The 16,498-nt window shown below is 74.1% G+C and carries 13 protein-coding genes; 5 read left to right on the top strand and 8 right to left on the bottom strand.

Features of this window, described 5'->3' with window-relative positions; genetic code table 11:
• A partial coding sequence (locus AXW62_RS35235) for an NsdA family TPR-like regulatory protein (protein ID WP_502688788.1) occupies positions 1-976 on the top strand: 976 nt, incomplete at its 5' end.
• 152 nt (positions 977-1,128) lie between these two features.
• Here AXW62_RS35235 and AXW62_RS35230 read toward each other — a convergent pair.
• Positions 1,129-1,890 (bottom strand): ArsR/SmtB family transcription factor, encoded by a 762-nt coding sequence (locus AXW62_RS35230; protein WP_060948015.1) that lies wholly within the window; start codon positions 1,888-1,890, stop codon positions 1,129-1,131.
• A 771-nt stretch (positions 1,891-2,661) separates the two neighbouring features.
• On the opposite strand from AXW62_RS35230, the gene AXW62_RS35225 reads away from it, so the two are divergent.
• Entirely contained in the window at positions 2,662-4,098 is a 1,437-nt protein-coding gene (locus AXW62_RS35225; protein WP_079115943.1) for an MFS transporter, read from the top strand.
• Positions 4,099-4,508: 410 nt separating this feature from the next.
• A complete protein-coding gene (locus AXW62_RS35220; RefSeq protein ID WP_060948014.1) occupies positions 4,509-5,309 on the top strand; it encodes an IclR family transcriptional regulator in 801 nt (266 codons plus the stop codon).
• 153 nt (positions 5,310-5,462) lie between these two features.
• Here the strand turns inward: AXW62_RS35220 and AXW62_RS35215 are convergent, their stop codons facing one another.
• Together AXW62_RS35215 and AXW62_RS35210 are read right to left on the bottom strand one after the other, a co-directional pair.
• Positions 5,463-6,806 carry an NAD(P)/FAD-dependent oxidoreductase gene (locus AXW62_RS35215; RefSeq protein ID WP_060948013.1) on the bottom strand — a complete coding sequence of 448 codons (1,344 nt, stop codon included), beginning with the start codon at positions 6,804-6,806 and terminating at the stop codon, positions 5,463-5,465.
• A gap of 345 nt (positions 6,807-7,151) precedes the next feature.
• Complete coding sequence (locus AXW62_RS35210; RefSeq protein ID WP_060948012.1) at positions 7,152-8,042, bottom strand: TIGR01777 family oxidoreductase; 891 nt, start codon at positions 8,040-8,042, stop codon at positions 7,152-7,154.
• Positions 8,043-8,213: 171 nt separating this feature from the next.
• Here AXW62_RS35210 and AXW62_RS35205 point away from each other — a divergent pair, with 171 nt between their 5' ends.
• On the top strand, positions 8,214-8,789 hold the full coding sequence (locus tag AXW62_RS35205) for a GNAT family N-acetyltransferase (protein WP_079115942.1): 576 nt from the start codon (positions 8,214-8,216) through the stop codon (positions 8,787-8,789).
• Between the two features lie 166 nt (positions 8,790-8,955).
• Here the strand turns inward: AXW62_RS35205 and AXW62_RS35200 are convergent, their stop codons facing one another.
• Positions 8,956-9,477, bottom strand: coding sequence for a DUF4240 domain-containing protein (locus tag AXW62_RS35200; RefSeq protein WP_079106128.1), 522 nt, complete (start codon positions 9,475-9,477; stop codon positions 8,956-8,958).
• A 161-nt stretch (positions 9,478-9,638) separates the two neighbouring features.
• Between AXW62_RS35200 and AXW62_RS35195 the strand changes: the two genes are divergently transcribed.
• Positions 9,639-10,571 carry an SDR family oxidoreductase gene (locus AXW62_RS35195; RefSeq protein ID WP_174556464.1) on the top strand — a complete coding sequence of 311 codons (933 nt, stop codon included), beginning with the start codon at positions 9,639-9,641 and terminating at the stop codon, positions 10,569-10,571.
• A gap of 284 nt (positions 10,572-10,855) precedes the next feature.
• Here AXW62_RS35195 and AXW62_RS35190 read toward each other — a convergent pair whose 3' ends face one another.
• The 4 genes from AXW62_RS35190 to sucB all read right to left on the bottom strand — a co-directional run.
• Positions 10,856-11,821 carry a helix-turn-helix transcriptional regulator gene (locus tag AXW62_RS35190; protein WP_060948009.1) on the bottom strand — a complete coding sequence of 322 codons (966 nt, stop codon included), beginning with the start codon at positions 11,819-11,821 and terminating at the stop codon, positions 10,856-10,858.
• 149 nt (positions 11,822-11,970) lie between these two features.
• A complete protein-coding gene (gene aceE, locus AXW62_RS35185) occupies positions 11,971-14,649 on the bottom strand; it encodes a pyruvate dehydrogenase (acetyl-transferring), homodimeric type (RefSeq protein ID WP_060948008.1) in 2,679 nt (892 codons plus the stop codon).
• Positions 14,650-14,740: 91 nt separating this feature from the next.
• Entirely contained in the window at positions 14,741-15,364 is a 624-nt protein-coding gene (locus AXW62_RS35180; protein WP_030838763.1) for a GntR family transcriptional regulator, read from the bottom strand.
• A gap of 128 nt (positions 15,365-15,492) precedes the next feature.
• Positions 15,493-16,498 (bottom strand): 2-oxoglutarate dehydrogenase, E2 component, dihydrolipoamide succinyltransferase (gene sucB, locus AXW62_RS35175; RefSeq protein WP_063817725.1); only part of this gene is annotated, 1,006 nt, incomplete at its 5' end.

Below are 16,498 nucleotides of genomic sequence, written 5' to 3'. Positions count from 1 at the left end.
CCCCGCCGCCGTCCAGGGCCGCGCCCCGCTGCCCCGCCAGCGTCGGCACGACCGCGACCGGCGCGGACAGGGCTACCGGGTGACCTCCGGCGACATCGCCGCGCTGCGCTCGGTCGGCGAGCTGTTCGGGGCACTGGACCAGACGTACGGCGGCGGGCACGCCCGGCAGGCCCTGGTGCGCTACCTCGAGCACGAGGGCGAGCCGATGCTGCGCGGCACCTACAACGAGGCCACCGGGCGACGGCTGTTCGGCGCGATCGCCGATCTGACCCGGCTGGCCGGGTGGACCTCCTACGACATCGCGGCCCACGGACTGGCCCAGCGCTACTTCGTCCAGGCGCTGCGGCTGGCCCAGGCGGCCGGGGACCGGCCGTACGGCAGCTACGTGCTGGTCACCATGAGCCGCCAGGCCGTCTATCTGGGCCATGGCCGGGAGGCCGTGCAGCTGGCCCGGGTGGCCCAGCAGGGGGTGGGCGGCGGCGCCCCGCCGGTGCTGCAGGCACTGCTGCACGCGGTGGAGGCGCGCGGCCACGGCGTCCTGGGCGAGGTCCGCGCGTGCACCGCCTCGCTCGCCCGCGCCGAGCGGGCGCTGGAGTCGGCCCGGCCGGGGGACGAGGTGCCGTACTGGGCGCGGCTCTTCGACGAGGCCCAGCTGGCCGACGAGTTCGGCCACTGCCACCGCGATCTGCAGCAGTACCGCGCCGCCGCCCAGCACGCGGAACGTGCCCTGCGGCTGCGCGGCGCGGGCTTCGCGCGCAGCCGGCTGTTCTGCCGGGTGGTGCTGGCGACGGCACGACTGGGCCTCGGCGAGCTGGAGCAGGCGTGCCAGCTGGGCGCGGAGGCGGCGCAGGAGGCATCGGAGATGCGCTCGGTACGGGCACTGGAGTACGTACGGGACTTCGAGCGCCGCCTGGAACCGTACCGGGACGCGGCACCGGTACGGGGCTATCGGGAACGGGTGGCGGCGCTGGGGTAGGCGTTCAGGATGACGCGGCCGGGGCCGGGCGTTCAGAACGACGGGGCGGCGGTCAGGCGTTCAGGGCGAGGGGCCGGGGCCGGGCGTTCGGGACGACGGGGCGGGGTCAGGCGTTCGGGACGACGGGCCGGGTCAGGCGTTCGGGGCGGCGGTCAGGCGTTCAGGACGACGCCGAACGTGCGCTCCAGGCCGGTACGGCCCGCGTCGGTCAGGTCGACCACACGGCGGCGGGTGCCACGGCGGATCCACCCCAGCTCGAACAGCCGGTCCGTCACGGCGGCCCCCAGCGCCCCCGCCAGATGGTGGCGCTGCTCGGTCCAGTCCACGCAGTAGCGGATCAGCGGGCGGCGGGCCGGCAGCCCGTCCGCGTCCACGCCGAACGCCGCCAGCTCCGCGCGTCCGGGGGCCGTCAGCCGGTACGTGGTGTCGTTGCCCGGGGAGGAGAGCCGGTCACCCTTCGCCGCGGCGGGGTCGTAGTGGCCGTCGCCGCCCTCCAGGATCCCGCGCTCCAGCAGCGCCGCCATCAGGGCCACACCGAGGGCGCCCGCGACGTGGTCGTAGCAGGTGCGCGCCCGGCGCAGGGCGTGGGCGTGGGTGCTCTGGCGCAGTGACGTGACCGGCAGCGGCGGGGCGATCCTGGCCAGCGCCTCGATGGCCTCGGCGACGGCGGGGCCGCTCAGCCGGTAGTAGCGGTGCCGACCGTGCCGTTCGACCCGCACCACCCCGGCATCCAGCAGCTTGGCCAGATGTCCGCTCACCGTGGAGGCGCTGACCCCGGCCTCGGTGGCCAGCACGCTCGCCGGCAGGGCGCGGCCCTCCACCAGCGCCTGCAGGACGCGGGCGCGGGACGGATCGGCGATCGCGGCGGCCGCGCGGGCGATGTCGGCGTCGCGGGCGTCCGTGGTGGTGGTCATGGGTTCAGGGTAGGACGGCGTCGCTTGGGCGCCGGGCGAAGTATGGCGGGCGCCGCGTGCGTCTTCGACGGTACGGGTGGCCGGCGCCCGTGCGCTCGGCCCTGTGCGACGTGGCCACGCGGTGTGGGCGGCTGTGGGGCCTGTGGCGGTGATCGGTGGACCCGACGTGGGTCTTGGGTGGCGGGCTGTGGGCTGTGCTGTGGCGGTGGGTCGTGGGGCTGTGGGTCTTGGGTGGTGGGCTGTGGGTTGTGTTGTGGCGGTGGGCCGTGGGGCCGTGGGTCCGGGCTTCTTGGCTGGTGCCTCTGGCCGCGTGCTTCGGGCTGTGGGTTCGTGGGCCGGGTGCTTCGGTGTGCGGGGCCGGGGCCCGGGTGGTCCGTGTTCCGGGGGCCCGGTGCGGGCGAGTAGGCAGGGCCGGGGTCGAAGCGCCGCGCGCTGTGGCCCCCGGCCCCCGGCCTCGGGCTCCGGCCTCGGCTCCCATCCCGGGGCCCCCGGGCCCGGCCCCTGGACCTATGCCCCCGGGCCCCGGCCCCTGGACCTATGCCCCCGGGCCCCCCTGGGTCCGGCCCCCGGACCTATGGCCCCCGGGCCTCCGGGCCTCCGGGCCCCGGACCTGGACCCATGGCTCCCCCGGGTCCCGTGGACCCATGGCCCTCCCGAGGGCCCAGGGCCCCGGGGCCCTCGTCCGCCCCGCACCGCCTTGCCCGGCCCCCGTGCGCCGAGGTGCGCCACGCTTCGGCAGGCGCCGAAGGGCCTGGGGGTGAGGGTGGAGGCATGACGACGTACCGCTCCCCATCCCGGCCCCGGGGGGCCTCGGCCCCGCCCTCGGTGTCCGCCGTGCGGAAGGTGCCGCTGCTCGCCATCTGCCTCGGGTACTTCCTGGTCATCCTTGACGTCACCGTCGTCAATGTGGCCGTGCCCCGGATCGGTGCGGGGCTGGGGGCCGGGCAGGGGGCGCTGCAGTGGATCGTGGACGGGTACACGCTGGTCTTCGCCGGACTGCTGCTGCTCTGCGGCGGGCTGGGGGACCGGCTGGGGCACCGGCGGGTGTTCCTCACCGGGCTCGGGCTGTTCACCGTGGCCTCCGCCGGATGCGCGCTGTCGCCGACCGCCGCCGTGCTGGTCGGCGCGCGGCTGGCGCAGGGGGCCGGGGCGGCCACCATGGTGCCCGCCTCACTCGCGCTGCTCGGCGCGCTGCACCCGGAACCGGCCGCGCGGGCGAGGGCGTTCGGGGTGTGGGGCGGGATCGCGGGGGTCGCCGCCGCGGCCGGTCCGGTGCTCGGCGGGGTGCTGGTGTGGGGCGTCGGCTGGCGGACCGTGTTCCTCGTCAACGTCCCGCTGGGCGCGCTCGCCGTCTGGCTCACCGTTCGCCGGGTGTCCGCCGCGCCCCCGCGCGGGGAGCGTCCACCGCTGGACCTCGCCGCCCAGCTCACCGGCGTCGTCGCGGTGGCCGCCCTGACGGCCGGGCTGAACGAGGCGGGAGGGCGCGGCTGGGCCGATCCGCTGGTGCTCGGCTGTCTGGCGGCCGCGCCGCTCGCGGGGGCACTGTTCCTGTGGCTGGAGCGGCGGGCGGCGGCGCCCGCGCTGCCGCCGCGACTGCTGACCGGTTTCCGGTTCCCGGCCGCCCTGGCCGTGGGGGTGCTGCTCAACCTCGGCTTCTACGGGCTGCTCTTCCTCACCACCCTCTACTTCCAGCGCCACCGGGGCTGGGACCCGCTCGCCACCGGCCTGGCGCTGCTGCCGATGGGCGCGCTGGTGGCGGTCGCCTCGCCGCTGTCCGGGCGGGTCGCGGCGCGCGTCGGCACCCATGTCCCGGCGGTGGCCGGGCTGTTGACGGGGGCCGTGGGGCTGCTCGGCTGGGCGGCCGTGGGGCCGCACACGCCGTACGCGCTGCTGGTCGTGCCGCTGCTGCTGGCCGGGTTCGGCACCTCGTTCACCATGCCCTCGGCGACGGTCGCGGCGATGGAGGCCGCACCGCCCGAGGTGCGCGGCGCGGCGTCGGGAGCCTTCAACGCGGCGCGGCAGCTGGGCAGCGCCATCGGTGTGGCGCTGTTCGGAACGCTCGCCGCGGCGTCCGCGACCTCCGCCTTCTACGCCGGGATGCGGCTGTCCGCCCTGATCGCGGCCGGATGCTTCGTGACCGGCGCGGTGCTGGCGGCGGTGTCAGGGCCTGCCGCCGGCACCGCGCGGCCCGGCCGGTCGTCGCCGTAGGCCGGGCAGGGCGATTGAAGTAGTGGGGTACCGTTCAGCGCAATGGTTTCCCGATATCCGCAATAGGTGCCTGCATGGTGAGACGGTCGACGGCCGCGAGGGGTGGCCCCGCCGAGGGGGGCCGGGACGACGCGCCGGATGGCCCCCGTGTCCCGGACGGGGCCCGTGTGTTGGACGGGGTCCGTGTGTTGGACGGGGCCCATGGGCGGGACGGGTCCCATGAGCGGGACGGGTCTCGCGGCCCGGACGGGTCCTACGGGCAGGACGGGTCCCGTGGGCCGGGCGGGCTTCGCGGGCGGGACGGGGTCCGTGGGCAGGACAGGCCCCACGTTCCGGACCGGTCCCAGGTTCCGGACGGGTCCCACGTTCCGGACCGGGCCCATGGCCCGGACAGCTCCCACGGGCAGGACGTGGACCGCCGCACGCCGCCGGGGCTGCTGCGGACGGTGGACCGTGCGCTCCTGGTGCTGCTCGCCTTCGAACGGAACCGGTCCGACTGGGGCGTGACCGAGATCGCCGAGGAGTTCGGCTGGGACACCTCGGTCGCCCAGCGGCTGCTGGCGACCCTGGCCGGACGGGGCTTCCTCGTCTCCGACCCCGCCACCCGCCGTTACCGCATCGGCCCCGCGGCGATGCGCCTCGGGCGGCTGTGGGACCGCTCGGGGACCCTGGAGCTGCTGGCCCGGCCGGTGCTGGACGAGCTGTGCCGCCGCACCGGGGACCACGTGCTGCTGTGCGTGCCGGACAACTTCCACATGCGCTGCGTCGCGGCCGCGGAGGGCCGGGCGGGGCCGCTGCGCTACTACCCCCTGGTCGGGGAGTTGTACCCGGCCCACGCGGGCGCCACTTCCAAGTCGTACTTCGCCTTCCTCCCCGACGAGCGGCGCCATCTGCTCTTCCGGGGGCGCCCGATGGCCCGCTTCACCGAGCGCACCGTGACCGATCCCGACCGGTTGGAGCAGGAGTTCCACCAGGTGCGGGCGCGGGGGTACGCATGGACGGTCGGTGAGTACGACACGGGGGTCGCGACCGTGGCCGTACCGTTCTTCCTGGGCCGTGAACCGTACGGGAGTCTGAGCCTCGGCGGTCCCGAAGAGCACTTCCCAGACGGTCCGGAGGACCGGCTCGATGCGCTGCGGCAGGCGGCCCGGCTGCTGGAGAGCCGGCTCACCACGCCGCCCCGGGGCACCGGCCGGGCACCGCGAAAGTGATGCCGGAGCGCTGCTGGGGTCGTGCCCGGGTGCCGCTGGGGTGGCGCAGGGACGGCGCCTGGGGTGACGCGGGGGCACCGCACCGGGGCACCGTGGGGACCCTGTCGGAGCACCGCCGGGGCACCGCCGGGGCACCGCCGGGCTGGCGCCCGGTCAGGCCGCCGCGGCGGGCAGTGATCCGGGGCCGGTGCCGGAACCCGCACTGGCCCCGGAGCCCGGAGGCGCGCCGAAGTCGCTGAGCACCGCGCGGGCGGCCCGCCGGCCGGAGGCCAGGGCGCCCTGGACGGTACTGGAGTCCCGGTGGTCGCCGCAGACGTACAGCCCCGACAGCAGCCGCACCGGGCGCCGCGGGTCGTGCGGTGCGGGCATGGCCGGGACCGCGTACGGGTCGTGATGCGCGCTCAGCAGCTCCCAGCCGTCCGTGGACGTCCCGTAGACCGCCGCCAGTTGGGCCCTGACGGACCGGTCCAGCTCGGCGGTCGGCAGCGCGGCGGGCGGACCCAGCACCGTGGAGGTGATCAGCACCCGTCCCGGCGGGGTGCGCGAGGGATCGACCTCGCTGGCCACCATGGTGTGCGCGACCGGGCCGCCGCCGCCCGCGGTGAGGATCAGCGCGGGCTCGCGCAGCGGCGGGTGGTCGGCGGTGTGGTGCACCACGGTGATCGGGTGGAAGGCCGGTACCCGCAGGCCGGGCAGCAGCCCGGCCGCGTCATGCGCCCCGGTGGCCACCAGCACCGCACGGCAGCCGAACTCGCCGTGCTCGGCGGTGGCCACGGAGGTGGTGGAGGCCGATACGGCCCGGACGCCCGTACGGACCGTCCCCGGCGGCAGCGCGGCCGCCAGCAGTTCGGGGACGGTGGACGCGCCGCCCGCCGGGAGGCAGAGGCGGCCGCGTGCGTAGCCGCGCAGCGCGAGGTCGGCGCAGCGGCTGGAGGTGGTCAGGTCCGGGTCGCTCAGCAGCGAGATGAGCAGCGGACGCAGCACCCCCTCGACCGTACGAGCAGGTAGGCCCCGCCCCCCCAGGGTCTCGGAGACCGGCCGGTCGGGGCGGGCGAGCAGGCGGTCCGCGGGCAGGGCGGCGAGCCTGCCGAGCGCGGCACCGAGTCGGGCCTGGTCGAGCCCGCTGCCGAGAGGCGCGCGGGCGGCGTTTGCGAGGGCGCGTGCCGTGGTGAATGCGCCCCTCATGCTCCGGGGGGTGTCGACCCGCTGTGTACGGCCCTCGCTGTGGACCAGCACGCCTTGGGCGAAGGGGCGCAGGGCGAGGGCGCCGAGCCCCGGAGTGCGCCGCAACTCCGGGAACGAGGTGTTCAGCAAATGGCCGGTGCGGTCCAGCCGGAAGCCGTCGACGGTGTCGGTCGTCATCCGTCCGCCCACGCGGGGCGCGGCCTCCAGAACCGTGACCGCCACTCCCGCGCCGGCCAGCCGGTGAGCCGCGGCCAGTCCCGCGAGCCCGGCGCCCACGATGACGACGTCCGTGCGGTGCGCGCGCTTGAGCACGTGTCCTCCCCGAGGTCGGTGCGTCCGTCACGGGGGCTGCTGCCCCGACCGGCGGCCCGGATGCGTGGAACCCGCCGGACGGCTCGGCGGGACGGTCTCGACAGTAAGGACAAAAACGGTCGATGCCAGACGCGCATCGACCGGGCACGGGCGCACACCGGTCGCACACCGCCGCCGGGCGATGCGCAACCGGGGCTCGGGATGCGTGCGGCGACGTGTCCGGGGCGTATTCGAAGCCTGTCCGGGGCCTGTCCGGGGCGTGTCCAGGGCCTGTCCGGGGCATATTCGGGACGTGTCCGGGGCCTGTTCGGGGCGTGTCCGGAGCGTGTCCAGGGGCACCGACTCCTACGTCAGCGCCGCCTTGATGGCCTCGTCCACGTGCGGACACGTGAAGGAGAACCCGGAGTCCAGGAGGCGGCGGGGGACGGCCCGGACACTGCCGAGGACATCGCCGGACATCTCGCCCAGGGCGATCCGGAGGGCGGGGGCGGGCACCGTGAAGAGGGTGGGGCGGCGCAGCACACGGCCCATGGCCGCGGTGATTTCGCGGTTGGTGACCGGATTCGGCGCGGTGAAGTTGACCGGGCCGGTGAGCTCGGGGGTATCGAGGACATGGCGCAGCGCGGCGACGTGGTCCCGCAGCGCGATGAAGCTCCAGTACTGGCGGCCACTGCCCATCCGCCCGCCGAGCCCCAGCTTGAACAGCGGGAAGAGCCGTCCCCACGCTCCGCCCCCGGCGGAGATCACCAGCCCGGTCCGGGCGAAGACCGTACGGACGCCCGCCTCCTGCGCGGCGGCTGCCGCCTCCTCCCACTCCTGGCAGAGATCCGGAAGAAAACCGTGGCCGGGGGGCGCACCCTCATCGACCGCGCGCTCCCCGGTGTCACCGTAGAACCCGACCGCGCTCCCGCTCACCAGCACCCGTGGCGGGGCGTCCAGCGAGGCGATCGCCTCGGCGATGGCGGCGGTGCCCAGCACCCGGCTGTCCCGGATCTCCTTCTTGTACGCGTCGCTCCAACGGCGGTCACCGACGCCCGCGCCCGCGAGGTGGACCACGGCCTCACAGCCCGTCAGCCCCGCCGTGTCCACCCACTGCCGCTGCGGGTCCCACTCCACCTCGTCCTCCGCACGCGGTGGGCGCCGCACCAGCCGCACCACCTGGTGGCCGTCCTCTCGCAGCGAGCGGACGAGAGCCGTGCCGATGAGCCCGGAGGAGCCGGTGACCGCGATACGCATGGCACCATCCTGCCCTCGATCACGGGAGGGATGTCGGAGCCGGGGAAGCGATGTCGGGCGGTTCGGTGAGGCGGTGCCGGACGGTCGCGGGGCGATACCGGGTAACGGGCGGCGATGCCGGGTAACGGGCGGCGATGCCGGGTAACGGGCGGGCGTGGCACAGTGGCTCGCATGTCCCAGCCCTCTGGCCCGTCCCAGCCCTCCGGCTCGTCCTCGGCCTCTGGCCCGTTCCCGGCCTCCGGCCCGTTCCAGCCGTCCGAGTTGCTCATCCGCCCCGCCGTGCTCGACGACGAGACGGCGCTGGCCGAGCTTGACCGCCGCACCTGGTCGCCCCTGCACTCCGTACAGCCGGAGCCGCGGCCGCCGTACGACCCCTTCTTCACCCAGCGCAACCGCGTGGAGCACATCCTGGTGGCCGAGCTCGCCGGGCGCCCCGTCGGCTTCATCCGTCTCGTTCCGCCGACCCCGCTGGTCTGCAACGCGCATGTCCGCCAGATCCAGGGACTCGCGGTGGACGAGCACGCGCGGGGGAAGGGCGTGGCGCGGGCGCTGCTCGGTGCCGCGTGCCAGGAGGCCCGGCGGCTGCGCGCGACCCGCCTCACGCTGCGGGTGCTGGGTCACAACACCCCGGCCCGGCGGCTGTACGCGTCGGAGGGGTTCACGGTGGAAGGCGTGCTGCCGGGGGAGTTCCTGCTGGAGGGGAAGTACGTGGACGACGTTCTGATGGGGCGGGCCCTGGACCACTGATGCGGTCCCCATCACCGAGGTGTCGGTACCGCTGAGGCGTCCGTACCACCGCCGCATCCCCACCGCCGAGGCGTCGGACAACCGGCGGCATCCTTACCGCAGTGGCGTCGCACTACCGCGGCATCCTTACCGCCGAGGCATCGCACCCCTGCGGCCCCCGTGCGCGTCAGTCCCTGAAGCGCTCCCACAGCCGGGGATACCGCTCCGACAGCACCGCCTCGCTCTCGAGGTCGACGGGCTCCCCGAGCGGTTCCCTGGGCGCGGGGGAGATCCCCAGCTCCGGCAGCGGCGCCCCGGTCAGCCGCTCGTACGCCTCGTCCGCCGCGAACCCCAGGTCCTCGCAGTCGCCGTCCACCTGATCGTCGAAGTCCTCGAGCAGTTCGGCGAGCGCGTCCGGATCGTGCAGCGCGCCCTCGAAGACCTCCCGGCCCTGGCCGATCAGCCAGTAGCGGAACGCCTCGAAGGCGTCATCGTCGACCCCGCCGAGCAGCACCCATGCGGCGCCCCACACATCCCAGCGGTACGCCCGGCGGGAACGGGCCTCGAAGTGCCGGGCGAAATCCAGCACCGCGTCGGGGTCGAGCTGTGACAGCTGCTCGACGAGCAGGTCGGACTGGTCCTCGGGATCGCCCTCCGCGGCCTCCCGAGCGCTGTCGACCAGCCCCCAGAACTCCGTCTCGTCCATCATCACGGGACCAGCATCGGCCCTCCGGCGCACCCCCGCACGCGGAGCGGGGCGGACGCGGCCTCTCGTGATACCGGACAGCTGATGTCGGGTTTCCCTGCGAGGGTCGGCCACGTCACCCACACGGCATCCACACCGAGAGGACGCAGGACGTGCGCACAGGCATGAGCACAGACGTGAGCACACAGGGAGCACTGGCGGGCAAGGTCGCGCTCGTCGCGGGGGCGACGCGTGGCGCGGGCCGGGCGATGGCCGTCGAGCTGGGGGCGGCCGGGGCCACCGTCTACGCGACGGGGCGCACCACCCGGGAGCGGATCAGTGAGGTGGGGCGGGCCACAGAGACCATCGAGGAGACGGCGGAACTGGTGACGGCCGCTGGCGGCACCGGCATCGCGGTCCCGACCGACCATCTGGAGCCCGAGCAGGTCCGGGCGCTGGTGGAGCGGATCGACCGTGAGCGGGGCCGACTGGACATCCTGGTCAACGACGTATGGGGCGGCGAGGCCCTGATCGAGTTCGACACCAAGACCTGGGAGACGAACCTGACGGGCGGGCTGCGGATGCTCCGCCTCGGCGTCGAGACCCACCTCATCACCAGCTACTACGCGCTGCCGCTGCTGATCCGGCACCCGGGCGGGCTGGTGGTCGAGGTGACCGACGGCACCGCGGAGTTCAACCGGACCTACCGCCTGAACCTCTTCTACGACCTCGCCAAGAACGCCCCGATCCGGGCGGCCTTCGGGCTCGGGGAGGAGCTGAAGGAGTTCGGTGGCACGGCGGTGAGCGTCTCGCCGGGGTTCCTCCGCTCCGAGCAGATGCTGGACCACTTCGGGGTCACCGAGGCCAACTGGCGGGACGCGGTGGAGAAGGAGCCGCACTTCGCCATCGCCGAGTCGCCGCGCTTCGTCGGGCGGGCGGTCGCCGCGCTCGCCGCCGACCCGGAGAGGGCGCGGTGGAACGGGAAGTCCGTCTTCAGCGGGGACCTGGCCAAGGTCTACGGCTTCACCGATCTGGACGGCTCCCGGCCGGATGTCTCCAGCTACTTCCGGGACGTCGTCTTCGGCGACAAGAAGGCCACGGCCGACGACTACCGATAGAGCATCGGCCACCGGTGGGGCGGTGGGGTGGCCGGGTGGAGTCGTGCGGCCTTGGTGGGTCGTACGGTTCGCCGGTTCGCCGGTTCGCCGGTGGGGCGGAGGGGCGGTGGGGTGGCCGGGTGGACCATGCGGTCTCGGGAGAACGTGCGGTTCGCCGGTGGCTCGGTGCCGTCACCGGGTGAGCCGTGCGGTCCCGGGCAGAGCGCGGTCGCTGGGTGGGTCGTGCGGTCACCGGAAGCCGTAGTCAGCCGCAGCCAGCCCTGATCAGCCGACGTCAGCCGACGTCACCGGTAGAGCTCCGCCGTGCGGCGTGCCGCCTCGGCGAAGAGCGCACGCAGCTCCGGTGGCCCCAGCACCTCCGCCTCCGGGCCGAGGCCGAGCAGTTGGGCGAGGGCGACCTCGTACGACTCGACGGGCAGGGTGATGGTGAGCCGCCCCTGCCCATCGGGCTCCCCGGCCTCGCGGACGGCCTCGTCGGCCACCGCCTGGTCCGTGACGTGCGGCAGCCCCCGGACACCGGCCGGGGTCAGCCGTACGACGGCCTTCTCCCGCAGGATCGAGCGGGCGAACTGATCGGCCCGTTCCTCCCAGAAGGAGGGCAGATCGAACTCCTCGACCCGGCCGAAGCGGGTGCCGACCGGCTCGACGGCGGCGAAGCGGTCCACCCGGTACACCCGGAAGTCGCCCTCCGCGCGGGCCGCGAGATACCAGACGCCCGCCTTGAGCACGAGCCCGTACGGTTCGAGCTCCCGCCGGACCTCCGTATCCCGGCGCCGGTAGCGGACGGTGATCCGCAGGTCGTCCCAGACCGCGTCGGCGATCCTCGGCAGCAGCTCGGGCGTCTCCGGCTCCCGCCACCAGCCCGGGGCGTCGAGGTGGAACCGCTGGGCCACGGTGTGCGACGCGTCCCGCAGCTCCGGGAGCAGCGCGGCGGAGACCTTCAGCCGGGCGGCGGAGGCGGCGTCCGCGAGCCCCATCTCGCGCAGCGCGGAGGGGACGCCGGACAGGAACAGCGCCTCGGCCTCGGCCCGTCCGAGGCCGGTCAGCCGGGTGCGGTAGCCGCCGATGAGCCGGTAACCCCCGGCCCGGCCCCGGTCCGCGTAGACCGGGATGCCCGCCTCGGAGAGCGCGGCGGCGTCCCGGGTCACGGTGCGTTCGGAGACCTCCAGCTCCCGCGCCAGCTCGGCCCCCGTGATCGAGGGCCGGGCCTGGAGCAGAAGCACCATCTTGATGAGCCGGGCAGCACGCACGGCCCCATGATGCCGTGCCCGCCGCGCGAGCCGCGGACCGTGCCGGGCTCCGGCCCCCGGCAGCTGGGCCAGGCCCCGCCGACTGGGCGAGGCCCCCGGCAACCGCCCAGGCCCCGGCGGCGGGGCCACGCCCCGCCGACCGGACCGCCTCAGATGCCGTACCGCTTCGCGGCCTCCTTGGGCGCCGTGGCCCGTACCGCGCCCTGACGGGCCAGCCGGGACAGCGCGGCCACCACGATGGCCGGGGCGTCCACGCCGAAGTGGCGGCGGGCGGCCTCGCGGGTGTCGGAGAGGCCGAAGCCGTCCGTGCCCAGCGAGTACCAGTCCTGCTCGACCCACTGGCTGATCTGGTCGGGGACGGCACGCATCCAGTCGCTGACGGCGAGGACCGGGCCCGGTGCGCCTGCCAGGGCACGGGTGACGTACGGGACCCGGTCTTCGCCGTTGAGCTGCGCCGCGTCACAGGACAGGGCGTCACGGCGCAGCTCGCTCCAGGAGGTGGCGGACCACACGTCGGCGGCCACGCCCCAGTCATCGGCGAGGATCTTCTGGGCCTCCAGCGCCCAGTGGATGGCGGTGCCGGAGGCGAGGAGCTGGATACGGGGGGAGTCCCCGGCCGGGGCCGTGGCCTCCTGGTAGCGGTACAGGCCCTTGAGGATGCCCTCCTCGACGCCGTCGCCCGCGGGCATCGGCGGCTGGACCTTGGTCTCGTTGTAGACCGTCAGGTAGTAGAAGACGTCCTCGGCCTCGGGGCCGTACATCCGCCGCAGACCGTCCCGGACGATCACCCCGATCTCGTAGGCGAAGGCCGGGTCGTAGGCGATCGCCGCCGGGTTGGTGGAGGCGATCAGCGGGGAGTGGCCGTCGGCGTGCTGCAGGCCCTCGCCGGTCATCGTGGTACGGCCGGCGGTGGCGCCGATGAGGAAGCCGCGGCCGAGCTGGTCGGCGAGCGCCCACATCTGGTCGGCGGTGCGCTGCCAGCCGAACATCGAGTAGAAGATGTAGAAGGGGATCATCGGCTCGCCGTGGGTCGCGTACGACGTCGCGGCGGCGGTGAAGTCGGCCATCGAACCGGCCTCGGTGATCCCCTCGTTGAGGATCTGACCGTTCGCGGCCTCCTTGTAGTACAGGAGCTGATCGCGGTCGACCGGGTCGTAGGTCTGGCCGAGCGGGGAGTAGATCCCGGCGGTCGGGAAGAGCGATTCCATGCCGAAGGTGCGCGCCTCGTCCGGCACGATCGGCACCCAGCGCCGCCCGGTCTCCTTGTCCCGCATCAGGTCCTTGACCAGCCGGACGAAGGCCATGGTGGTGGCGATCTCCTGGCTGCCGGAGCCCTTGGCGAGCGTCTCGAACGGCTTCGCGGACGGCTCGGGCAGCGCCACCGGGTGGACCTTGCGGGCCGGGGCGGGACCGCCGAGGGCCGCGCGGCGCTCCTGGAGGTAGCGGACCTCGGGGGAGTCGGGGCCGGGGTGGGCGTAGGGGACGAGGGTGTCGTCCAGCTCGCTGTCCGGGATGGGGAGTTCGAGGAGGTCCCGCATGGCGCGGAACTCCTTGCCGGTCAGCTTCTTCATCTGGTGGTTGGCGTTGCGCGACTCGAAGCCGGGGCCCAGCGTCCAGCCCTTGACGGTCTGGGCGAGCACCACGGTCGGGGCGCCCTTGTGCGCCACGGCCGCGCGGTAGGCGGCGTACACCTTGCGCGGCTCATGGCCCCCGCGCGAGGTGTGGAAACACTCGGTGAGCTTGGCGTCGGTGAGCCCCTGGGCCAGCCGGGCCAGCTCCGGGTCGGCGCCGAAGAAGTGCTCGCGGATGTAGGCCGCGTCGCGGGTCGCGTACGTCTGGAACTGGCCGTCCGGGACCTCGCGCAGCCGGCGGACCAGCGCACCCGAGGTGTCCAGCGCGAACAGCTCGTCCCAGGCGGAGCCCCACAGCGACTTGACCACGTTCCAGCCCGCGGCGCGGAACTGGGCCTCCAGCTCCTGCACGATCTTGAAGTTGGCGCGCACCGGGCCGTCGAGGCGCTGGAGGTTGCAGTTGATGACGAAGGTGAGGTTGTCCAGGCCCTCGCGCCCGGCCAGGGCGAGCGCGGCGGTCGACTCCGGCTCGTCCATCTCGCCGTCGCCCAGGAACGCCCAGACGTGGGAGTCCGTGGTGTCCTTGATGCCGCGCGCCGCCAGGTAGCGGTTGAAGCGGGCCTGGTAGATCGCGGAGATCGGGCCGATGCCCATCGAGACGGTGGGGAACTCCCACAGCCACGGCAGCCGGCGCGGGTGCGGATAGGACGGCAGCCCGTCACCGCCCGCCTCCCGGCGGAAGTTGTCCAGGTGGGCCTCGGTCAGCCGGCCGTCGAGGAAGGCGCGAGCGTAGATGCCGGGGGAGGCGTGGCCCTGGATGTAGAGCTGGTCGCCGGAGCCTCCCGCCGCCTCCTTGCCGCGGAAGAAGTGCTGGAAGCCCGTCTCGTAGAGCCAGGCGGCGGAGGCGAAGGTGGCGATGTGGCCGCCGAGGCCGTCACGGCTGCCGCGGGTGACCATCGCCGCCGCGTTCCACCGGTTCCAGGCGGTGATGCGGCGCTCCATGGCCTCGTCGCCCGGGAACGCGGGCTCGGCGGCGGTCGGAATGGTGTTGACGTAGTCCGTCTCCAGCAGGGGCGGCAGCGCGAGCCCGGCGCTCTCGGCGTGCTCCAGGGTGCGGCGCATGAGGTACGAGGCGCGGTGTGACCCGGCCGCCCGCGCGACGGCGTCCAGGGAGGCGCCCCATTCGGCGGTCTCCTCGGGGTCACGGTCGGGAAGCTGGTCGAGCGCACTCGGCTGCGTGCGTGCGAGATCGGTCATGGACTGACTGTAAGTCTGATCGATGATCGATCAAAGCGCTGCCAAGAAAAAAGTCCTCCGCAGGCCGAAATTGGCATTCCGTGCCGCGAAACTAGGCACGCGGTGCACAGTCGAGGACATGCCGCTTGACCAGTTCGCCGACCCTGGGGTCCCGCCGCTTGAAGGCGTCCACCACGGCCTGGTGCTCCTCGGCGTACTTCTCCTGGACGGTGCCCAGCCAGCGGATCGACAGCGTGGTCCAGATCTCGATGCCCAGCGACTCCCAGGTGTGCAGCAGTACGCTGTTGCCCGACGCCCGCACCAGCTCCCGGTGGAACGCCACGGTGTGCCGGACCTGTGCCTCCCCGTCGGACGCCCGGTCCGCCTCGTACAGCGCCCGCACCTCGGGCTCCAGCGCGGAGGTGTCCTCGGCCAGCGCGGGCGCGGCCAGCTCCGCCGCGATCTGCTCGAGCCCGGCCCGTACCGGATAGATCTCCTCGAGGTCGGCCGCGGTCAGATTCCGCACCCGGACGCCCTTGTTGGGGGCCGACTCGATCAGCCGCAGCGACTCCAGCTCCCGCAGCGCCTCCCGTACGGGCGTCTGGCTGACCTCCAGCTCCGTGGCGATCCTCCGTTCCACGATCCGCTCGCCCGGCTTCCAGCGGCCGCTGACGATGCCCTCCACGATGTGCTCGCGGATCTGCTCGCGCAGCGAGTGGACGACGGGCGGGGCCATGGGGCGCTCCTCGGTAACCAGCGGTGGACAGCAGCCATTATCCCGGCACCGCCGAAACGAGAACCGCGCCCCGCACGGGGAGCCCGTGCGGGGCGCGGCAGAGCCTCGGACGGCGTGCTCGCCAGGGCTCAGAGACCGAGGTCCACCTCGAACTCCCCGGCCTCCAGGATCTCCTTGACGGCCGTCAGGTAGCGGGCCGCGTCGGCACCGTCCACCAGGCGGTGGTCGTAGGAGAGCGCCACGTACGTCATGTCGCGCACCGCGATGGTCTCGCCCAGCTCCGGGTGGTTGATGACCACCGGGCGCTTGACGGTCGCGCCGATGCCCAGGATGGCGACCTGGTTCGGCGGCACGATGATCGTGTCGAACAGCGCACCGCGCGAACCGGTGTTGCTGATCGTGAAGGTGGCGCCGGACATCTCATCCGGGGTGATCTTGCTGGAGCGGACCTTGCCCGCCAGCTCCGCCGTCTTCTTGGCGATACCGGCGATGTTGAGGTCGCCCGCGCCCTTGATGACCGGGGTCATCAGGCCCTTCTCGGCGTCCACCGCGATGCCGACGTTCTCCACGTCGAAGTACGTGATGGTGTTGTCGTCCTCGTTGATCCGGGCGTTGATGGCCGGGTGGGCCTTCAGCGCCTGGACGGCGGCCTTCACGAAGAACGGCATCGGCGAGAGCTTGACGCCCTCGCGCTGTGCGAACGCCTCCTTGGCCTGGGCGCGCAGCCGCATGATCTTGGTGACGTCCACCTCGACCACGCTGGTCAGCTGAGCCTGGCCGTGCAGGGCCTTCATCATGTTGTCGCCGATGACCTTGCGCATCCGCGGCATCTTGACGGTCTGGCCGCGCAGCGGGGACACCGCCTGCGGGGCGGCCTTCGGCGCGGCGGCGGCCGGGGCCGGCGCCTGGACCTGGGCCGCGGCCTTGGCGGCCTCGGCGGCGGCCACCACGTCCTGCTTGCGGATGCGGCCGCCGACGCCGGTGCCCTTGACGGTGGCCAGGTCCACGCCGTTCTCGGCGGCGAGCTTGCGCACCAGCGGGGTGACGTAGGCGCCCTCGGCCTCGGGGGCGGACGGGGCGGGGATCGAGGGGACTGCCGGAGCCGCCGGGGCAGCCGCGGCCGGAGCCGGAGCG

It is taken from the genome of Streptomyces hygroscopicus subsp. hygroscopicus, assembly GCF_001553455.1.
Taxonomy (GTDB): Bacteria; Actinomycetota; Actinomycetes; order Streptomycetales; family Streptomycetaceae; genus Streptomyces; species Streptomyces hygroscopicus.
The sequence above is the reverse complement of the archived record's forward strand: the minus strand, read 5'-3'. Positions and strand labels throughout refer to the sequence as shown.